Here is a 19,464-nt window from a genome sequence, read left to right on the forward strand (position 1 = left end):
GTGTTTTTTTACATGCTGGAGAACAGGAAAAAATAAAGCTAGGAACCAAGCATTTCATGATGATTATAAAGGGTTTACGTTTCGAAACAAATTAGATGGATTTCCTACCGTTAAAATAGGCGCATTTGATTTTGTTGTGAAATAACGGGAATTTGTCCCATTAATATAATCATTTTGCTAGAATATTGGCAGAACTCATCGAATTAGCAGGAAGATTTCCTTCTAAATGCCAATAAATGCTGAAATTCTTCAGATTAACAGGAGAAAATCCATCTAAATCATCTCAAGGGGAATCATAACGAAAATCAACACATGGATGTAATGAAGCCATGTGTTTTTTTCTGCACACCGCTAAAAAATCATAACCAAACAGCCTCATTGGATGATACGCCTACCGCTTTGCGCCTCACGATAACGACGGCCGCTTAACAATTACTGAACAACGCCAGATAGGCTTGTAAGTTATTCCGTTTCAATTTATCATGAAGTGCACATGAGCACGATCGGAGAGGGGAATTTCCCCAGTGAAGCTAATGATAATATTGAAACCATTGAAGCTAGTAAGGCTATGGAAGCTAGGGAAGGACCCATTTGCAACGGGGTTGCTGCTGATTACGCTGGCGGGAGCTTTGTTTATTGCTTGGCAGATCGGGCAGCACAGGGAGGCTCCTGCCATCGAGAATGGCGTGCTGGATTTGGCAGGCTGGGATTGGGAAGCGAACCGTATCTTTCCGCTTGATGGGGAATGGTCCTTCTTTCCCAACCAATTATTGACGCCGGAGAAAACGAAGCACGAGGCTGCGGCGCTGCCTACTATTCAGGTGCCTGGCAATTGGGATGGCTGGCATGGCGGAAGCGATGAAAAGATGCGGGGACAAGGATACGGCACTTACCGTCTGCTGCTCCGCAATGTTCCAACCAACCAGACGCTGGCGATAGGCAAGCCTTATGTTCGCTTTGCGGACAAGCTTTATGTGGATGGCCAGCTTCTGGGTTCATCGGGGAAGACCGGTATTTCTAAAGCGGACTATGAGCCGCGCAATGTTCCTTACACTGCTTATTTTCGCCCTTTAAGCAGCGAGGTGGAAATTTTGCTGCAGGTAGCCAATTATGATTTTCGCAGTGGGGGAATATTTGAGTCCGTTGAGTTAGGGATGGGGAAGGACTTGGAGATTCGCAGTCAATTGCGCGCGGGATTTGAATTAATGTGCGTCATGATGCTGCTGCTCTTTGGGTTATTGTTTCTATTCTTGTCCTTTCGGTTTGACCGCAACCCCTTGATGCTCTTGCTTTCAGCGTTTTCATTCTGTTTTAGCATAAGTGTCATTACGAATGGGGAACGGCTGTTTCTGATGCTTTTCCCCGATATTCCCTTTGAGTTAGCATTCAAAATCAAATACATTTCGGTATATATGGGCCCGGCCCTGTTGTTTTTTATTTCATGGAGGCTGGCCTCCGTAATGTGGCTGCGCAAGTTTTTGTTATTATCGGTTTGGGTTCTATCGGCATACTGTACCGCTATTCTATTTCTGCCTTTTTCTATCTATTCTCATGTTCAAGAAGCTTTATATGGCTACGTTTATCTCGTCTGCGCGACGCTTACGGTTGTTCTATTCCATTTCTATTTGAAAAAGCGGTTTGGCTCGCTCGATACGCGCCAATTTCAAATCCTGCTGGCAACCGTGTGGTTATGTTTGATGGGAAGCACTGTCGTTATTTTGAGCAATATGCATCTCATTCCCCCTACCTTAACGAATTTGACCAGTCTGATGCTGCTGTTATTTATCTCGTTTTTTCTGGCTTACCAATACATAGGCGTCTACCGTTCGATGAGAAAACTGACAGAGCGGCTGCAAATCGCAGACCGTATGAAAGACGAGTTTTTGCTCGTTACTTCGCATGAGCTGAATACGCCTCTGAACGGCATTATCAATATGTCCGACTCGCTGCTGGCTGCATTGCCCCTAAGTTTGCGGCTAACGGAGGCAGAAGAGAAGCTCAACCGGATACGAAATATCGCCTACCGGATGTCTAATATGGTTAAAGATATTATTGATGCTGCCCATATGAAGGAAGGCAGTCTAAAGGTCGAAAGCCGGACGGTTGATCTAGCGATGAGCATCTCGGTTGTGATCGAGGTTTTTGATTTTTTGGCAAGAGGGAAAAACACAAGCTTTATTCATCAAATCAATCCCGATGCCAGGTTTGTATGGGCCGATGAGAACCGACTTTTGCAGGTGCTTATTCAAGTTATTCATCATTTATTAAAAAATCAGAGCGGCAAGCTTGTGTCCATTGAGAGCATAGGGGACAAGGAAGGCGTTCGAGTTATTTTTCGGCAAAAGACAGCCGAACTTAAGGCGATAGACGAGGCGCGGCAAGCACCATGGGAGGAAGAGACTCATAAGGGCTTTGCAATGGGAATGTCTATGGCGATGGAATTGATTAAGCTGATGGGCGGACAAATGGTCATAGATGATGCAGCGGATTCGGTCACGCTCCTGTTGCAGCATGCTGAAGCAGAGCAGAGTGGGCGGTCTGTATCTCTGCCTATTCCGAACGCGGAGGCTTCTCGCCGGCGGCGTCTGAGAACTGCGGTTCGACCCGGAAGTAATGCGGAATCCACCATTATGATCGCCTCGGCGAATTTGGTTGATGTGGAGCATTTGTACGGCATGCTTGCGATGGAAGGTTATCAAACGATCAGTGCTGGGGACAACGGAGAAGTTTACTCGCGGATTGTGACTGAACGCCCTGATTTGGTTATCGTGGATGCGCTGCTGCCGAATTCGAACGGTTATGAGCTGTGCAGGCAAATTCGCCGCCGTTTTAACCATGCTGAACTGCCCATTTTATTGATTGGTACCCGAAATACGCCTGCGGATATTGAAGCGGGAATAGCTGCGGGCGGCAGCGATTTTATTACGCGACCATTTGATTCAGGAGAAATTTGGGTTCGAATCCATACGCTGCTTTCCATGAAGCAGCTGGTACAGGATGCCGCGCGGAGCGAAATGGCTTTTTTGCGATCCCAAATCAAGCCTCACTTTTTATATAATACGCTCAGCACAATTATGTCGCTTTGTTACACAGACGGGCCTCGGGCCGGCGAGCTCCTTAGCATTTTCAGCCGGTATCTTAGAATTATTTTTCATCAGGATAATACGGAGGATACGGTTCTGCTCAGCAATGAGATGGAACTGATCAATGCTTATGTGGAAATCGAGCGTGAACGGTTTGGGAGCCGGTTAAGCATCGAGTTTGATGTGGATGAGAGTCTGAACGGCATACGCATTATTCCTCTGACGATTGAGCCGCTCGTGGAAAATGCGATCAGGCATGGCGTATCCAAAAAGGTGAAAGGCGGCACGGTGCGCTTATCGATTCAACAGGAAAACGGTTTGGTAAAGGTCGAGGTTGCCGATGACGGAGTGGGGATGGCCAAAGGTCAGGTACTGGCGATGCTTGGGCCTGATTCGCCAGAGCAAGGAGTTGGCTTTCGAAATATCAGAAGGCGCGTGGAGCATCTTACCGGAAAATCGCCGGTGGTGGAAAGTGAACTTGGCATTGGAACGAAGGTGACCATTTGGCTGCCGATCTCGTATTTAAATGATTAAAAGCAGTAAAGGGGGGAGCCGCATGATTAAAGCGTTTATCGTGGATGATGAGGAGCATGCGTTAAACATACTAGAGCTGTTCCTTGTCAAAACGGGCAAGGTCCAGGTCATCGGAAGGTCAAGCAACGCTTTTGATGCGATAGCTGCATTTGGCCATATGCTGCCGGATGTGTGGTTTCTAGACATTGATATGCCTGAAATGAATGGAATCGAGCTTGCGGACCGGATCCGCATGAAATATCCTAACGCCGAGATCGTTTTTGTTACCGCTTATAATCAGTATGCGGTCAAAGCATTTGAGCATGCCGCTATGGATTATTTACTCAAGCCCTTGGAGATGAACCGTCTCGGGATTACGATCGATCGATTGAGTAAGCGATTAGAAGGAAGCAGGCCACTAAGCGATGGCGATGACGAACAGCTGCCAGTCAAGCTAAATATTCGGATGCTCGGAACCTTACAGGTTTTTACCGAGAGCGGTGCGAGCCTGAAGTGGAGGACGACCAAAGAAAAAGAGCTGCTTGCTTTCTTGGCGCTGCAAGGTTTTGTTCCGGTTCATCGCGACCGGATTCTGGATAAGCTGTGGCCCGATGACCCTTATCAGAATGCCAAGGTTTATTTTCATACGTGCGTTAGTTTGCTTCGCAAACATTTCAAGGAGCTTGGCGTTAGCCGCGTACTGAACTACGAGAATGAAAAATACATGTTGGACGCAGGTCAAGTCGAGGTGGATGTTGAGCAGTTTAAAAGGGGTTTAAAACGATGGAAAAACGAGGAGGAAGCTCCGCTAGAAGAACTGGAGCAATTGATGGAGCTGTATCGGTTTAATTTTTTGCAGGATGAGGATTATCCCTGGGCCGTTCAAGAAAGCATACAAATGGAGAAAATGGCGATGCAGTGGTTTGTTTGGCTAGTTAACCTTTACATCGAAAAGGGAGACTACTATAAAGCAATCGAAACGGCTGAGCGCGCGATACAGCTATCCCCGTGCGAAGAGCCTTTATACCGCCTGCTTATGCAAGCATATGTAAAGCTAGGCAATCACGCACAGGTACAAAGGGTATATTTTTTGCTCGTGGAAAGATTGGCAGAGCTTCGAATTCGGCCGGCAGATGCAACGATCCAGCTGTATAAGCAGATAAAGGAAATCAAAACACTGCATAATTAGTGGGAGCGGGAGGAGCCCTCCGAAGAGGGCTGTCTCGTTGTGTGGGCTAATCTTGTTTTATCAAGTAGAGAAGGAAAAGGATACATTGGCTGATTTGGAGCTAAGCTTTTGTCCTTTGGCAGACAGGAAGTAGACCTCAAGCCTAATAGTTTGGCTGTCGATACCGGCAGGCTTTAGAATGGGGATCGTGAATTTTCCTTCTTCGTTAATGGCATTCGGGTAAGCGGTCCCGGCCTCAATCAAGTAACCCCTCGTGTCAAACATTTGATAGCCTACCCAGGCTTGATTTATTTTCTTCTTGGAGCTGCCATGGATCTCGAATACATTCGTATTCAAGTTGTGAGTCAAGCGATCAACCGAAAACAGCTTGCTGCTGAACGCGGTTAGCGGTTTCTCCAATAGGCTGTCCCCATCCGTTAATTCGCCTTCTACCCGCCAGATGTCATACGTATATTCAGGAATCGTGCTTAATGCCGAGCCCGCCAAGCTAACCGTAAAATAAACCTCCGTTTTTGCGGGATTAGGAAGCGTGCCATACGGCGTTCGGAGGAGTGCCGCATTATGGTTGCGCGGCTTTCCGGAAATGGCGCTGCCTAGCGCTCCTTCGACCTTCCATGATCCGCCGCCGCCCCAAACAAAGCTTCCCTCGATGCTAACGACCTGCAGGCTGGCACTGATATAAGCTGGATTATCGCTCGGGAAAGGGCGCTGATCCCGTACGGCGAAGAAGCGATCCCGCGTCGGATCATAAACCATGTCAAAGTTGTTAAGCCAGTCCGGATTGCCGTTGCTGTCGGTTAATCCGCTATTCGTCAATTGCAGCGAGGTGCCAATCACAGGCGCGCTCATGTCGCTTAGGTTTAATTGGACGCGGTAGCCTCCCGTGGCGCTTGGATCGCCTTTCGTATAAAACAGCAATAGCCCGCCTTGGCCGTCAATGCTGGTAGCGGAAGGCTGCCCGACTCCCCAATAGCCATCGTTGGGGTATTCGATAATAGGCGAGGGATATTTCACCCATTCGCCGGATAAGTCGTTCGAGAAAGCGACGCCAATCTGGTTGTGGTAGCTGGCATTCACATCATTCCCCAAATAAAACAACGCGTAATCGTACGTCACCCCTGAATAAAGAAATTGGCCAGCGACGATAGCGGGATCGCAAACATGGTAGCTGTCCCAAGCGCCTTCTGGCCCTGCCTCAAGCACGGATTTGGATTCAATCACGCTGCCGTTTACGATTTTGGTATAAAAAATATGGTCCTTGACGACACCAGCTTGCGCATTATGGCAGCTCCACATATGCTCCGTGCTGCCGTCGCGGATAACCGTCGGCGCATAAGCGTAGGTATTGCCGGCGGGATTGTAAACCTCCGCTAACGTTGGCGAGTTCCACAAGACGGCTGCCTTAGCGGTCTGAAGCGGCAAAACTGCGAAAATAAGAACAAGAACCAGCAAACCAAATGCTTTAAGCTTCCCCATACTATTTTCCCCCTGACGAATGTGTACTGTGACCCTAGCTTGGGTCTGTTTAATCATAGCTATTTCATCAAATAGTTCGCTACTTCGATATCTTGACTGTCTTTTGTTTACTTGCCAGGGAAGGAAGAGGTAAACAGAAGACAGAGGAGTAGCGTTCGTGCTACAGAATAAGTAAAGGAGACCTTAATCGATAGGGCAAAGGGAAGCGAGTTGGCAGCGATGAGATTACGATTTTTCAAAAAAATCCCGACCACAGGCATCAATCTGTTCCAGAAGCTGATTCTTGTTTTTTTGATAGCGATCACCCCCGTCTTTATTGTTAGCGCGCTTATTAACCGTTCAGGTGAAGCGGCGATTTCAGGCGAGATCACGAATTCGCTGAAATCGAATGCCCATTTTTATTTAAATACATTCGAGCTGGAAATGGAAAGATTGATCCGGATGAAGCAGAAATACATTCTGGACAGCTCCGTGCAAAATTTAATGAGGTACCACACCATTTATTCGGACAGCGATATTATCTATGCCAAACAGGATATTGAGCGAAGACTGCAGCAGTTTAAGGATTCCAGCTTATTTGTCCATAAGATCAAGCTGATGCTAACGGACTTGGAGACGACGATCCATAATGATCTCATTGAGCAGCAGGTAGAGGAAGCAGATATCGAGGAGCTTCAGGGGCTTTACCTTTCGCGGAAGCACATCGCCTCCAATCAAGGCGAGCTCATCATGGGCGAGCATTATCCCAAGAAAGAGATGCAGGAGGGTACTCCGAAAATATGGCTGGAGATCATTTTGTCCAAAACAAACATGGAACGCTCCTTGCGGGAAGTTGCGACCTATAATGGCGGCGAAGCGTTAATTGTTGACCGGGAGGGCAAATGGCTGCTTGGCTCGCTGCCCCAGGAGGGGATGAATAATGAGGAGCTGCTTAGGCTGCTGCAGCTGGGCAAAGCGGAGGAAGACGCCAGCGGAATCGGAAGGTTTATGATTGATGGCAGCGCTTACGTTTTTGCTTATGAATCATCCTCCTTGCTGGGTGCAACGCTTGTCGCTTACGTACCGGAGAATAGCTTTCTGGGCCCTATCAAATGGTACAAAAGGATTTATTTCATTTTGGCGGCGACATCGCTATTGGTTATTATTTTCTTCTCCACCTGGATTTACAGTCTCATTCATAAGCCGATGATTCGGCTGACAGGAGCTTTCCGGCGATTGGAGAAGGGGGTGTTCAATACGCTGCTCGAATCGGACCGCAAGGATGAATTCAACTATTTATATCAGCAGTTCAATAAAATGTCCGGCAGATTGGAAGGATTGATCAATGACGTATATGAGCATGAGCTGAGGCTGAACCGGGCCGAATTAAAGCAGCTGCAGGCTCAAATTAACCCGCATTTCCTGTATAACATCTTTTTTCTGCTGAATCGGATCATCCAGCTTGATGATATCGAAAACGCCAAGCGGCTGACCAAATACTTAGGCCAATTTTTCCGGTTTATTACGCGCAACAAGGAAGATGAGGCTCTGCTCAAAGAAGAAATGTCGCATATTGAAGCTTACATTGGCATTCAGAGCCTGCGCTTCGGAAGCAAGCTGGCCGTTCAAATCGATCTGCTTCCGGCAGCAGCAGAACAGCTTATCGTACCGAGGCTGATTTTGCAGCCCATCGTAGAAAACGCTTTTGAATACGGGCTAGAGGATCATCACGAGCAGGGAATTTTGCACATTTGGTTTGAGCTGGCGGAGGAAGAGCTGCTCATTCACATCGAGGATAATGGCATCGGCTTGACAGAAGCGACGGTTGAGAGCTTGCAGCAGCTGTTATTGTCCCAGGGCAGAGACATTGAGACCACAGGCATTTTGAATATCCATCGGAGAGTCCAGTTGAAGTTTGGACAAGCCTATGGATTGACGATTGGTCGGAGCAAGGACGGCGGGCTGCATGTCATGCTGCGATTGCCGATTCATTCCAGCTAACTTAAGGAGGAAGCCGAACATGTACCGGTTATTGATTGTAGACAACGAAGAATATGTCGTGAATGGCTTGGTGGAGCTGTTTAATCCAGCCCGGCACCCGGAAATCGAGGTCGCAGGCGCTTATTCAGCGGCGGAAGCCTTGAATGTGCTCATGACGACCCAAATGGATATTGTAATTACCGATATACGGATGCCAGGCATGAACGGATTGGAATTGCAAAAAATTATGGTTGCCCGATGGCCGTATTGCAAGGTTATTTTTCTATCGGGCTACGACGATTTTAATTATGCGCAGGAGGCCATTCGGCAGGGCTCCGTTAATTATATTTTGAAGACGGAAGAGGATGAGGTCATTGTAGCGGCGGTTTATGCGGCGATTAAGCTTGTTCAAGGAGAACAGGAAGCCAAAACCCTACTGGAAGATGCAAAAAAACAAGTGAAGCAGGCGCTTGGGGCACTGCAAAGGGAGTTTTTTGAAAGTTTGCTCCTTGGCGATAAAGTGGCCTATAAATCTTTGCCTCAGCAGCTTGACGAGCTGCAGATCCCATTGCTGCCAGAGAAGCAACTGTTCGCGGTAATCGCTAAAGTGGATGAATGGGAGCAGCCTTATTCGCAGTACGATCGCTCCTTGCTGCTCTACGCGGTTCAAAACATTGCCAATGAATATTTATCGCTATCGATGATTCATTACTCCTTTATTTACGACCGTTCGAAAATCATATGGCTGATGCAATCCAAAGCCGAGCCTTGGATCGATCATACGCAAATTGCCAGCACGATGAATATGACGTCCCATTTTGTCTATGGCACCTTTGAATGCATTCAATCCTCTTGCCGGGATTTGCTTAATCTGTCGATGTCATTTGCCATTGGCGGCCATCCGTTTGAATGGCCGCAGCTAGGCGAGCATCTCGACCAATTGAAAAATAACATGACCTCTTCGATTAAGAAGCAGCAGCTTGTACTGGATGAGCGGCAGCGTTCGGATCAAGCGGGGGAGAGCAGAAGCTTTCCGGATCGCTTAGAGATCTTTAAGCATTATGAGCATTTAGCCTATTGTCTGGAGCACAAAAACAAAGAGGAGTTTCATCGGGTATTGGAGCTCTTGCTTCATATTGGAGAGCAGGCTTTCCATGGTCGGCATACGATCGTCTGTTTGCAAATATCCAGCTCAATCTATGCTTTGCTGCTTGCCTATTTGGAGAAGCTTAACCTTGCAGAAATGCCGGTGTGGATTTCGGAGCTGCAAGCCAGCCTTGAAACCGGCTTAGCGAGCAACTGGGATTGGCAGATGGAGCAGCTGCAGCGATTGGCAAGATACATCTTGGAGCAGTGCCTGCCTGCGGAAGAACATGAGGAAAATCGCGTCGTGCAAAGCATTCATGCTTACCTGAGTAGCCATTTAGGCGGCGATTTATCCCTGAAGACGATGGCCTTTGCCATTGGCCATAATCCTTCCTATTTGTCGCGATTGTACAAGCAGAAGGCAGGAAAGGCATTATCAGAGACGATTAACGAGTTGAAGCTGGCAAGAGCCAAGGAGCTGCTTGCGGAGCCGCAGTACCGAATCGGCGATGTCTCCAAAGCGGTCGGTTTTTTGTCCGAGCATTATTTTTACCGCTTCTTCAAGAAGGCTACCCAGATGACCCCGCAGGAGTACCGCGAACAGCTGCAGGTAAACGAAAGATAGTCCATCAGGTAACAATATCAAAGTAGATGGCTCATTGGGTTTCCCCATACAATGGAGCTACGGTTATAGGCCTAGCCAATCAAAAACAGCAATGAGCATATTAGGGGGTTACGCAATGAGAAGCAAGAAATGGATGTTGACCATGCTTCTATTCCTATTCGCGGCCATGACGGTTTTGCCGGCTTGCACCGGAAACGATCGCAACGAGGAACAACAAGAAGGAAACACGAACGGAACGAATCCGCCAGCACAGGAAGTATTGGATATCGATTGGTACGTGAATTTGTCCTGGTGGAAATATAGCGGCGATTATGGCAAGGATAAATTCTCGCAGCTGATTCGCGACAAATTCGGTCTTAATATTAATTTCATTACGCCGGCCGGAGATGGCTCGGAGCAAATGTCAGCCATGATCGCTACCGGGCAAATTCCGGATATCATCACGGTGGAGTCTTGGATGGATTACAAAACAAGCCTAGCGAAGGGCGGCTATTTGATCTCTTTAAACGAGCTGATCGAGAAATATGCCCCAGACTTTAAGCCATATGAGGATATTTTCAATTGGTATAAGGAATCGGACGGCAATACGTACGTCTTGCCTAACTTTGCTTATTCCAGCTATGCGTTAAAGCCCGGCGAGCAGCTTGAATCGAACAGCGCCTTTACGCTAAGAAGCGATATTTACGAGCAGCTGGGGCGTCCGGATATTTCTACAGCAGATAAGTTTCTGGATGTATTGGAACGAGTGAAAAATGAAGTGAAAACGTATGACGGCAAGCCGGTCATTCCGCTTCAGCTCTATGAGTTTACTTCAAACGGGAATAGCTCGCTCGACTGGCTGGTCGAAAATTTTGCGATTCCATATGAGAAGGAAGACGGAACCTACAATAACCGCAGGTATGATGCAAAGTATTGGGATACGCTGCGTTTCTTAAATGATGCTTATAACAGAGGACTCATTTCCAAAGATAATTTTACAGATAAGCGGGACCAAATTAATGAGAAAATCGCGAGCGGCAGAGTGTTTTCTAGCTTGACTTCGCCACAGGATTTTACCGATTCCATGCGTACGCTGTATAACAATGACGATGCCGCGCAATTTGAAGCATTTGCTTTGCGGAATTATGCAGGCGAGGATCCGGTTCTGACGGATATCCGCGGCTTCGGCTGGCTCGTTACGATGGTGGGCAAGGAATCCAAGGCGCATGAACGGATTATTAAGCTCATGCAGTTTTTGAACAGCAAGGAAGGCCAGCATATCGTCCATTTTGGCTGGGAGGGCGAAACGTATACATATAATGCGGATGGCACGATTGCATGGACGGAGGAGTATACGGAGACACTCGCCAAGGGAGACGGGTCGGAGAAAAAATGGGGAATGGGCTTCAACCTGCTGATGGACTGGTATTCGGTAAGAGATTTGTTCCCGCAGCCGGATAAACCAGTGGACAGCTACCTGGCCGAGTCGAACATGAAGAAACCGTTAATTCCATACAGCTACGATACGAGCGCTTCCGGCGGCAAACCGATCCCGGATCATCCAGGCCGCGACAAGATGCTGGAAACGGGCAACCGGCTCTCCTTATTTTGGGGCAGAGAGCTGCCGCGGATTATCATGGCTGAATCGGAGGAGAAGGCACGCAGCATATATGAGGATACGCTTGCGAAGCTCGATGAAATGGGCAGGTCCGAATATGATGCATACACGAATGAGCTGTTCCAAAATGCAAAAGAAGCACTCGGTATCAAGCACTCCTGGCCGCTATACAAATAACAACCGATAACATAGGCCTGTGCGTCTGCCGGATTTAGGCGCACGGGCGCTAATGGGGACAGGAGGAGGCACTTCTCATGCAGCAAGAAACCGCTTTGACCAAGCTTCGACCGCAGCCCAGTTTGCCCAGACGTTTATGGAAGCAGTGGCAAATCCAGTTCATGGCGCTTTGCGGCATCGTTTTTATACTGATCTTTAATTATTTGCCGATGTTCGGCATTGTCATAGCGTTTAAGAAAGCGGATTACTCGGTCAATCTCATGAAGAGCGTAGTGGAGGCACCATGGGTGGGATTCTCTTATTTTAAGGAATTTATTAACGATTATCAATTTAGAGATATTTTGTTTAATACGATTGGACTGAATTTGCTGCAGCTGTTAATCAATTTTCCGGCACCAATTATTTTTGCCATTTTGATTAGCGAGATCGTCCACAAGCGCTACAAAAAATTCGTGCAATCAATCACCTATTTTCCGCATTTTATTTCCTGGATTGTCTTTGGCGGCATCGTCATTAACATGCTGTCCGTAGAGTCTGGCGTTGTCGTTCCGATTCTAATGAAGCTTGGTTTCATTGACGAGCCAGTCGCGATACTGGGGGAGGCAACGGCCTTCTGGGGGTTAATCATCATCACCTCTATTATTAAGGGGTTGGGCTGGGGCTCGATCATCTATTTGGCAGCAATTACGTCTATAGATCCCACTTTGTACGAGGCAGCAACGATTGACGGAGCGGGAAGGTTTAGACGGATTTGGCATATTACGCTTCCATCCATATCGGGAACGATCATCGTTTTTTTCCTGCTGTCCGTCAGCAATCTACTTAATTCGTCCTTCGATCATATTTGGGTATTCCAAAATCCGTTGAATCTGGAACGCAGCGAAGTTATCGATACCTTTGTGTACAAAATGGGGATCACCCAGATGCGTTATTCCTATACGACAGCGGTAGGGCTGTTCAAGTCCCTGGTAGCGCTGGTGCTGCTGGTGGCCGGGCATCTTCTTAGCAAACGCATTGCCGGCCGCGGTATTTTTTAGGAGGGGAACAAATGGTTACCAAACGGTTCGACTGGTTTATTGTGTTGAATTACACCTTTCTGGCACTCTTTTGCGTCATTACCATCTATCCGATTTATTTTGTGCTTATTGGATCTTTTAACGAAGGAAGCGACTATATGCGGGGCGGGGTATTTTTGTTTCCGCGGGAATTCAGCCTTGCTAACTACGGCGTTGTGCTGCAGGACGAGAGGTTGTACGTGGGGCTTAAGGTCAGCATCCTTCGCACCGTCATCGGCACCTTAACGAGCATCCTGTTTACCGCGATGGTGTCCTATGCCATGTCACGGAAAAATTTAATTTGGCGCAGCCCTTATTATTGGCTCCATCTGATCACCTTGTTTTTTGGCGGGGGACTCATTCCTTACTTTCTTGTATTAAAAAACCTAGCGCTGATTAACTCCTTTTGGGTGTATATTATTCCGTCTATGTTTTCTGTGTTTAACATGATTATTTTCAACTCGTTTTTCCGAGAGATTCCGGAGGAGCTGCATGAGTCGGCAACCGTTGACGGGGCCAATGAGTTTCGCATTTTTCTGTCTATGTTTATTCCGCTTTCTGTGCCCGTGCTGGCCACTGTCGGGCTGTGGAATGCGGTGTATCATTGGAACTCGTTCTTTGATGCGATGATCTTTACGACCAAAAGGGATTTAATGCCGCTGCAGCTTTTGTTGATGAAAATGATCCGGGAAGCGGACGTCATATCGAACAGCCAATATATCCCTCCGCAGGTACAGCGCAAGATCAGCGTACAAACGATTCGGATGGCAGCTATCATGGTGAGCACCGTACCGATTTTATGCGTCTATCCTTTTTTGCAGCGATATTTCGTTACGGGCTTTATGGTCGGGTCGCTTAAAGGATAACTCAAATGGAACATTGGAGGGAAATCGATGCCTAAAGCTGGGGTTTATCAAATGTTTGACGAGGAGGAGGGCATCTATAATTACTGCCCTTCGCCCGTGTGTACCGATGAAGAAACGATGTACATTTTCTTTTGTGCCAATACGTGGCCAGGCCTTGTTATTGATGACATTTATGCGCGAAAAGGCAAGCTTGTGGACGGTACGTGGCAATTTGGGGACAAGTTCCGCGTGCTTGAGCCTTCTCGGCTGGGATGGGATAACATCCATGTATGCGATCCCGATGTCATCCAAGGGGAATTTCGGTATCAAGGTGAAACCTATCCATGGATGATGGTTTTCTTAGGCTGCGATATCCATTACAGCTACCATAACCAAATCGGGATCGCTTTTGCCAAGGAGATCCAAGGGCCTTATGTCAAATATGATGGCAACCCCATCGTGAACTATGAAGAGGTATTTCATTGGGGTGCGGGGCAGCCTTGCGTAATATCGCTGGATGGCAAAGGGAAATTCCGCATGCTGTATACGCAATCCGTACATGAGTACGAGAGGCGCCTGATCGGAACGAGAACTTTTTGGCGAGACTTTGACCTCTCGGATGCGGACCATCCAATCATAACGGAGGAAGTAGCGATGCATGAGGGAGGGATAACGAACAAGGATAAGGAAGGTGCGGTAGCCGTATTTAACCCGTCGCTCATGTGGGACCGGCAGCAGGATCTGTACTATTTGACGAGGGAAGGTACGCCCTTCGACCGCGAGCGCGTTCCTGGCTTTATCTCCTCCTATTCTCAGGTTTGTGTAATTTCTAGACAAAACTTTGAGCGGAATGAAGGCGGCTGGCAGGTCCTGTACAACATCGATCAAGGAGATACGGGTTTTCCCCGCAATCATAACGCAGGTCTAATCAAAGACGCGTTCGGCTGGCAGCCGCAGGGCAGAGTGCCTCAAGTGGCTGTCACGGTCTCCGAACTCATGGATCAAGGTTTTTTATGGACGTATAGAATCTATTATACGGAGATTCAAGTAGAGGAACAGTCATGAGGAGGAACGGCCATGTCTAGAACCTATGTGCTTCAATCGCCGGGAATCGCGATAGCTGCGGCAAGGATGAAGGCGGATGCTAATTATATCGGCATCGCTGACCAAGCGCTGGTAAGCAAGCTTGCCCATAATCATGTATTTCTTTGCGAAGCATGGGAACAAGGCCCGATAACGGAACGCAGGCTACAGCGTTTATATCACCGGCTGATGCCTGGAGATTCGTTGTTTATGGAAACAAACCTGCCGGAGCCGTTACTGAGAAAGGCGTTAAGCTATGCCAAGGAAGCCGGCGCGACAACTGTGCTCGTCTACATGAAGCCCGACCTGAATAAATATGCCATAGCGGGTTCGCAAGCGGACATTCTCATCTTACCGGAGAGCAGCGTAAATATGGCGGCTAATCGGGTCATTACGTTTGGTGAGCACGAGCATGCGGAGGCACTGGCCGGAGCATTTGCTTTGGCACTGATGAACGGTTTGGATGAGAAACAAGCCGAGGCATTTTATCGCAGGGCGGCATTATCGAAGGATCTGCCTTGGTATGATGAAGTTGCTTACGGATAAATAACAGAATAATGATGAGATTTAGGAGGGTTATACATGACAACATTCCCGGTAATTTCTCCCGAAGAGATGGTTAAGCGCCTGGCGCATCCCGGTAGACAAAGCAGAATGGTGCTGGATACGGACACCTTTAACGAAATCGATGATCAATTCGCCGTCACGTATGCGCTGCTGTCCGCAGACAACCTGATTGTGGAAGCCTTTTATGCGGCGCCATTTTTTAATGAGCTGTCTACCGGCCCAGCCGATGGCATGGAGAAAAGCTACCAAGAGATTCTGAAGATCAGGCGCATATTGGGAAGAGAGGATGTACCGGTATTTCGCGGTGCGACCTCCTTTCAGCCCGCTGCCGATGAGCCTGTTGACAGCGAAGCGGCACGGGATTTGGTGAAGCGTGCGATGGCGAGCGATCCATCCGATCCGCTGTATGTGGTCGGTATTGCAGCCATTACGAATGTCGCGGCTGCCCTGCTCCTAGAACCGGCCATTATCGAACGGATTGTCGTCGTATGGCTTGGGGGCAATGCGCTGCACTGGCCCGATACAAGGGAATTTAATTTGCAGCAGGACATTCATGCCTCGCGTCTGATGTTCGATAGCGGCGTGCCGCTCATCTTAATGCCGTGTGTTGGCGTAGCCACACATCTGCAAACCTCGCTCTCCGAGCTTCGGGATTATGTGAAGGGGCAAGGCGAGATCGGCGACTATCTGTATGAGACGTACGAGAATTGCTCCTCCGACCATTTTGGCTATTCGAGAGTCATTTGGGATATCGCGGTTATCGCTTGGCTGAACAACCCTGAATGGTGCTGGAGCACGCTGGTTCACAGTCCGCGCTTATCCGATGATTTCCGTTGGAGCGTGGATACGAACCGCCATTTTATCCGCTGCGTCCATTTTATCCGGCGGGATGACGTCTTCCGGGATCTGTTCCGTAAAATTCAGGAAAGTGCCCGTCACTGATGGAGCAGATAAGACGGAGAAGGTCGCCGCGTATCGCCATTGTCGGCAGCCTGAATATGGATTTGGTCGTGAGCGCAGAGCGAATGCCTCGAATAGGAGAGACAATTTCCGGAAGCTCCATTCATTATGTTGCCGGGGGGAAGGGGGCTAATCAAGCGATTGGCTGCGCTAGGCTTGGAGCGGATGTGCAGATGATTGGAGCTGTCGGAAACGATGCCTTCGGGCAGCGTATTCTTCGCGAAATGAGCCAAAGCGGCGCAAACACCGATGCCGTTGCCATACTGGACAATAAGGCGACAGGCATCGCCGCAATCACCCGGACGTTAGACGATAATTCAATCATTATTGTGCCTGGGGCAAATGCCGAGCTGACCTCGGAGCGGGTGAGGCAGCACCGATCTGTAATAGAGCAGGCGGACCTGCTTCTGGTACAGCTGGAGATTCCGCTGAATGCTGTGAAGGAGGCGCTGCAGCTGGCGCGGGAAGCGGGGGTGACGACGGTTCTTAATCCGGCGCCTGCGCAGCAGCTGCCAACCGCTATATTACAGCTAGCCGATTATATAACCCCGAATGAAACGGAGTTTGCTCAGCTGGCGGAGTATGCGGAAGCGGCTGGAGAGGATGCTTGGATCGCTGCACTAGCGGCCTGGGAGAAGACGTATGGCCAGAAGGTTGTGTTGACGCGAGGCAAGCAGGGGGCAGCCATGATGCTAAACGGGCAATTGCATACCGTGCAGGCTCCGCCCGTCGAGGTGGTAGACACGACCGGAGCAGGAGACTGCTTGAACGCGGCTTTTGGCTTTGGCTTGGCTTCTGGGTGGGATGCCTTAAAGTCTCTTCGCCTAGCTGTAACGGCAGCCTCGATATCGGTAGGGCGATTCGGCGCGCAAGCAGGCATGCCGACCTTGAGCGAAATCGAAAGCGCAGTGGATGCAGGGAAGAGTGGCATCGCTTCTCTGCTGTAATCCTATAGGGCGGGGAATCAGGCAGCTCCTGATTCCCCGCCCCTAGCTATGCGTTTGCTTGAAATATAGGAAAGGATATCTTTTGGCTATCCCTTCTCTACATTTCTCGGAATGAAACGCGCTGCGCCGCCAAAGGCCGGCGACAGCCGTTTCACCTTGAAATATAAGAATTTATAAGTTTGTTAGTTTATATAAGGCTTATATTTCACCGTCAAAGCTACTTCAGCGTCTAAAGTACGCTGAAGGCGTTTTTGCTTGAACAAATTCAAAATCGTCTCGACGACAAGCTCAGGCTGGTCGTGAATGACCATATGACCGCTATTTTCTGCGATAATAAGCTCGCTGTCAGTGGAGATGTCCAGCATGCCGCGCTGGCCCGCTTGCCAAATCGCTTCTAGCTTTCTTCCGCTATCCGCCGAGAGGCCGGCCTGTGCATAGTTCTGCGGCAGCCCCCGCGCAATAATTCGTACCGGCAGTGCCCCCAAATGCTGTCCGCGGATGGCGTCCTCCGTCGTGTAGGCAAGCACGCCTTCTTTTTCCTTGGCATCAAAATAACTGGGTTTGGCGATTACATTTATGAACTGCCCGCGATCCTGCTCCTCAACAAGCCCTTCAAGCAAGAAATCCTCGAATAACCGGAACAGACCTGAGTTTTTTAGCAGCTTGAGCGCTGAGGCTGGCGGATTTCCACTGAAGTTTTCCTGCTCCAGAATCGGTTTGGTATCGCGCTCATCGTTTTCAGGCCTTGCGTCGATTAGCACCAGCCCGGATACCTCCTGGGGATACGTTTGGGTGAACAGCCTAGCATACATGCCGCCCAGGGAATGGCCGACGACAAGGTACGGACCCGCTATAGCTTCCTTCTCTAGCGCGCTGTGCAGCTCCTTGACAATGTTCGCTCCTGTTCGTTCTTCGTCCGCTTCCTCGCTCCATGCATAACCAGCGCGGTCATAGCTGACGACTGTCGCGTGTTCTGCGAGCTGCGCGGGAATATCGCGCCATGATAAGCTTGTTTCACCGCTGCCGGCTTCCAGCAAAATGGTGGGAGCTCCGCTGCCTATTTTATTGATGTGCAGCTTGTACCCGCCAATATCAACCATTTCGCCAGGTGCCGGATAGTGCTTAATGGCTTGCTTTGAAGCAAGCCATTCGTAAATAAAGCCTGATCCGATCAACAAAATAATGGCGCTTAGCCCAAACAGCAGCATTCGTTTCCAGACGCTCCTCTTGGCTCTTTCGGGGGAATTAGCAATCTTGCGCATAGGGGTCAACTTCCTCTCGTGATGGTCAATCTCCATCTCTTTTTTAATACACTGTATTAATAAAAATCATTATAGCACGGTGTACTATAAAAAGAGAAGCGGGTATAATAGAGCCATGCCAAAAATCGTAGACCACGAAAAACAAAGAAAGCTTGTCGCCGAAGCAGCCATGCGGGTAATTGGAAGGTCGGGACTAGAGCATGCAACCGTGCGAAATATTGCGGAAGAGGCCGGCTTATCGGTCGGCTCCATGCGCCATTACTTTTCTTCGCAGGCCGAGTTATTTGCCTTTTGTATGAATTTGTTCGTGCACCGTATTGAGAAGCGCGTAGCGGCGTTTGTGCCGGAGGGGCCGGTATTGCACGACATGAAGCGCCTGCTGCTGTTATTTCTGCCAGTGGATAATGAGAGAATGATGGAAATGGAGGTATGGTTTTCCTTTAACGCCAAGGCATTAATTTATCCGGAGCTTAAGAGACTGAGCGAAGAAATGCAGGACGGCTTGTTCAAAGCCTCGCAATTCGTAATTGGAACGCTAATTGAGCACAAGCTGGCCGAGCCAAAAATAGACGCGCGGCTGGAAAGCGAGAAGCTGTACGCGCTGGTCGACGGGCTGGCGATCCACCAGCTTATGCAGCCGGGAAGGCTTACCGTAGCCGAGGTGGAACGGATTCTGAATCAGCATCTTGAGCTGTTATGTTGCAAAACGATAAATTCCGATGAATAGCCAATAGAAAAAGGATGAGCTCTGTATACAGGAGCTCATCCTTTTTTGGTTTCACCTCATGAAGCAAATAGGAAGCATTGAAGAGGCTATTTCGTATGACTCCTTTCCAATTTCAATCGCTAACCGTATTTGCGTAATCGTTAAGGCTGATGCTTGACAAACTGGGATTTAGGAATGTTACCCTATAACCACAATGCGCATAAAGGATGAATGTGAAGAACTAACGGCTGCAATGGCATGATAGGTAGTATCTCTTTCCGTTTGTTTATGCTCTTTCTACATTGGTTTTAAAAGGAATTCCTCCTGCTATATT

14 protein-coding genes are annotated in these 19,464 nt (G+C 48.7%); 12 read left to right on the forward strand and 2 right to left on the reverse strand.

The features are described from left to right. Positions 1-533: 533 nt before the first annotated feature. Together FJQ58_RS19760 and FJQ58_RS19765 are read left to right on the forward strand one after the other, a co-directional pair. Entirely contained in the window at positions 534-3,617 is a 3,084-nt protein-coding gene (locus FJQ58_RS19760) for a histidine kinase (RefSeq protein ID WP_238404203.1), read from the forward strand. 22 nt (positions 3,618-3,639) lie between these two features. Continuing rightward, complete coding sequence (locus FJQ58_RS19765; protein ID WP_162341619.1) at positions 3,640-4,785, forward strand: response regulator; 1,146 nt, start codon at positions 3,640-3,642, stop codon at positions 4,783-4,785. Positions 4,786-4,845: 60 nt separating this feature from the next. Here FJQ58_RS19765 and FJQ58_RS19770 read toward each other — a convergent pair whose 3' ends face one another. Next, a complete protein-coding gene (locus FJQ58_RS19770; RefSeq protein WP_139996495.1) occupies positions 4,846-6,261 on the reverse strand; it encodes a glycoside hydrolase family protein in 1,416 nt (471 codons plus the stop codon). A gap of 219 nt (positions 6,262-6,480) precedes the next feature. On the opposite strand from FJQ58_RS19770, the gene FJQ58_RS19775 reads away from it, so the two are divergent. From FJQ58_RS19775 to rbsK, 9 genes are all read left to right on the forward strand, one after another. Then, on the forward strand, positions 6,481-8,241 hold the full coding sequence (locus tag FJQ58_RS19775) for a sensor histidine kinase (protein WP_139996496.1): 1,761 nt from the start codon (positions 6,481-6,483) through the stop codon (positions 8,239-8,241). A gap of 19 nt (positions 8,242-8,260) precedes the next feature. Then, the gene (locus FJQ58_RS19780) at positions 8,261-9,931 is read left to right on the forward strand and encodes a response regulator (protein ID WP_162341622.1); all 1,671 of its coding nucleotides are present in this window, start codon (positions 8,261-8,263) and stop codon (positions 9,929-9,931) included. 115 nt (positions 9,932-10,046) lie between these two features. After that, positions 10,047-11,705 (forward strand): type 2 periplasmic-binding domain-containing protein, encoded by a 1,659-nt coding sequence (locus tag FJQ58_RS19785; protein WP_162341624.1) that lies wholly within the window; start codon positions 10,047-10,049, stop codon positions 11,703-11,705. Positions 11,706-11,782: 77 nt separating this feature from the next. Beyond that, a complete protein-coding gene (locus FJQ58_RS19790; protein ID WP_139996499.1) occupies positions 11,783-12,742 on the forward strand; it encodes an ABC transporter permease in 960 nt (319 codons plus the stop codon). Between the two features lie 11 nt (positions 12,743-12,753). Then, entirely contained in the window at positions 12,754-13,626 is an 873-nt protein-coding gene (locus FJQ58_RS19795) for a carbohydrate ABC transporter permease (protein WP_139996500.1), read from the forward strand. 27 nt (positions 13,627-13,653) lie between these two features. Continuing rightward, a complete protein-coding gene (locus FJQ58_RS19800; RefSeq protein WP_139996501.1) occupies positions 13,654-14,670 on the forward strand; it encodes a glycoside hydrolase family protein in 1,017 nt (338 codons plus the stop codon). A 12-nt stretch (positions 14,671-14,682) separates the two neighbouring features. Then, on the forward strand, positions 14,683-15,234 hold the full coding sequence (locus FJQ58_RS19805; protein ID WP_139996502.1) for a hypothetical protein: 552 nt from the start codon (positions 14,683-14,685) through the stop codon (positions 15,232-15,234). A 36-nt stretch (positions 15,235-15,270) separates the two neighbouring features. Beyond that, complete coding sequence (locus tag FJQ58_RS19810) at positions 15,271-16,197, forward strand: nucleoside hydrolase (RefSeq protein WP_139996503.1); 927 nt, start codon at positions 15,271-15,273, stop codon at positions 16,195-16,197. Further along, positions 16,197-17,162 (forward strand): ribokinase, encoded by a 966-nt coding sequence (gene rbsK, locus FJQ58_RS19815; RefSeq protein WP_139996504.1) that lies wholly within the window; start codon positions 16,197-16,199, stop codon positions 17,160-17,162. The genes FJQ58_RS19810 and rbsK overlap by 1 nt, the downstream gene beginning before the upstream one ends. 182 nt (positions 17,163-17,344) lie before the next feature. Here rbsK and FJQ58_RS19820 read toward each other — a convergent pair whose 3' ends face one another. Beyond that, positions 17,345-18,424, reverse strand: coding sequence for an alpha/beta fold hydrolase (locus FJQ58_RS19820; protein WP_139996505.1), 1,080 nt, complete (start codon positions 18,422-18,424; stop codon positions 17,345-17,347). Positions 18,425-18,539: 115 nt separating this feature from the next. On the opposite strand from FJQ58_RS19820, the gene FJQ58_RS19825 reads away from it, so the two are divergent. Then, positions 18,540-19,151, forward strand: a complete 612-nt coding sequence (locus tag FJQ58_RS19825) for a TetR/AcrR family transcriptional regulator (protein ID WP_139996506.1) — start codon at positions 18,540-18,542, stop codon at positions 19,149-19,151. The last annotated feature ends 313 nt before the right edge of the window (positions 19,152-19,464 follow it).

This window comes from Paenibacillus paridis, from assembly GCF_006345825.1.
Classification (GTDB): Bacteria; Bacillota; Bacilli; order Paenibacillales; family Paenibacillaceae; genus Pristimantibacillus; species Pristimantibacillus paridis.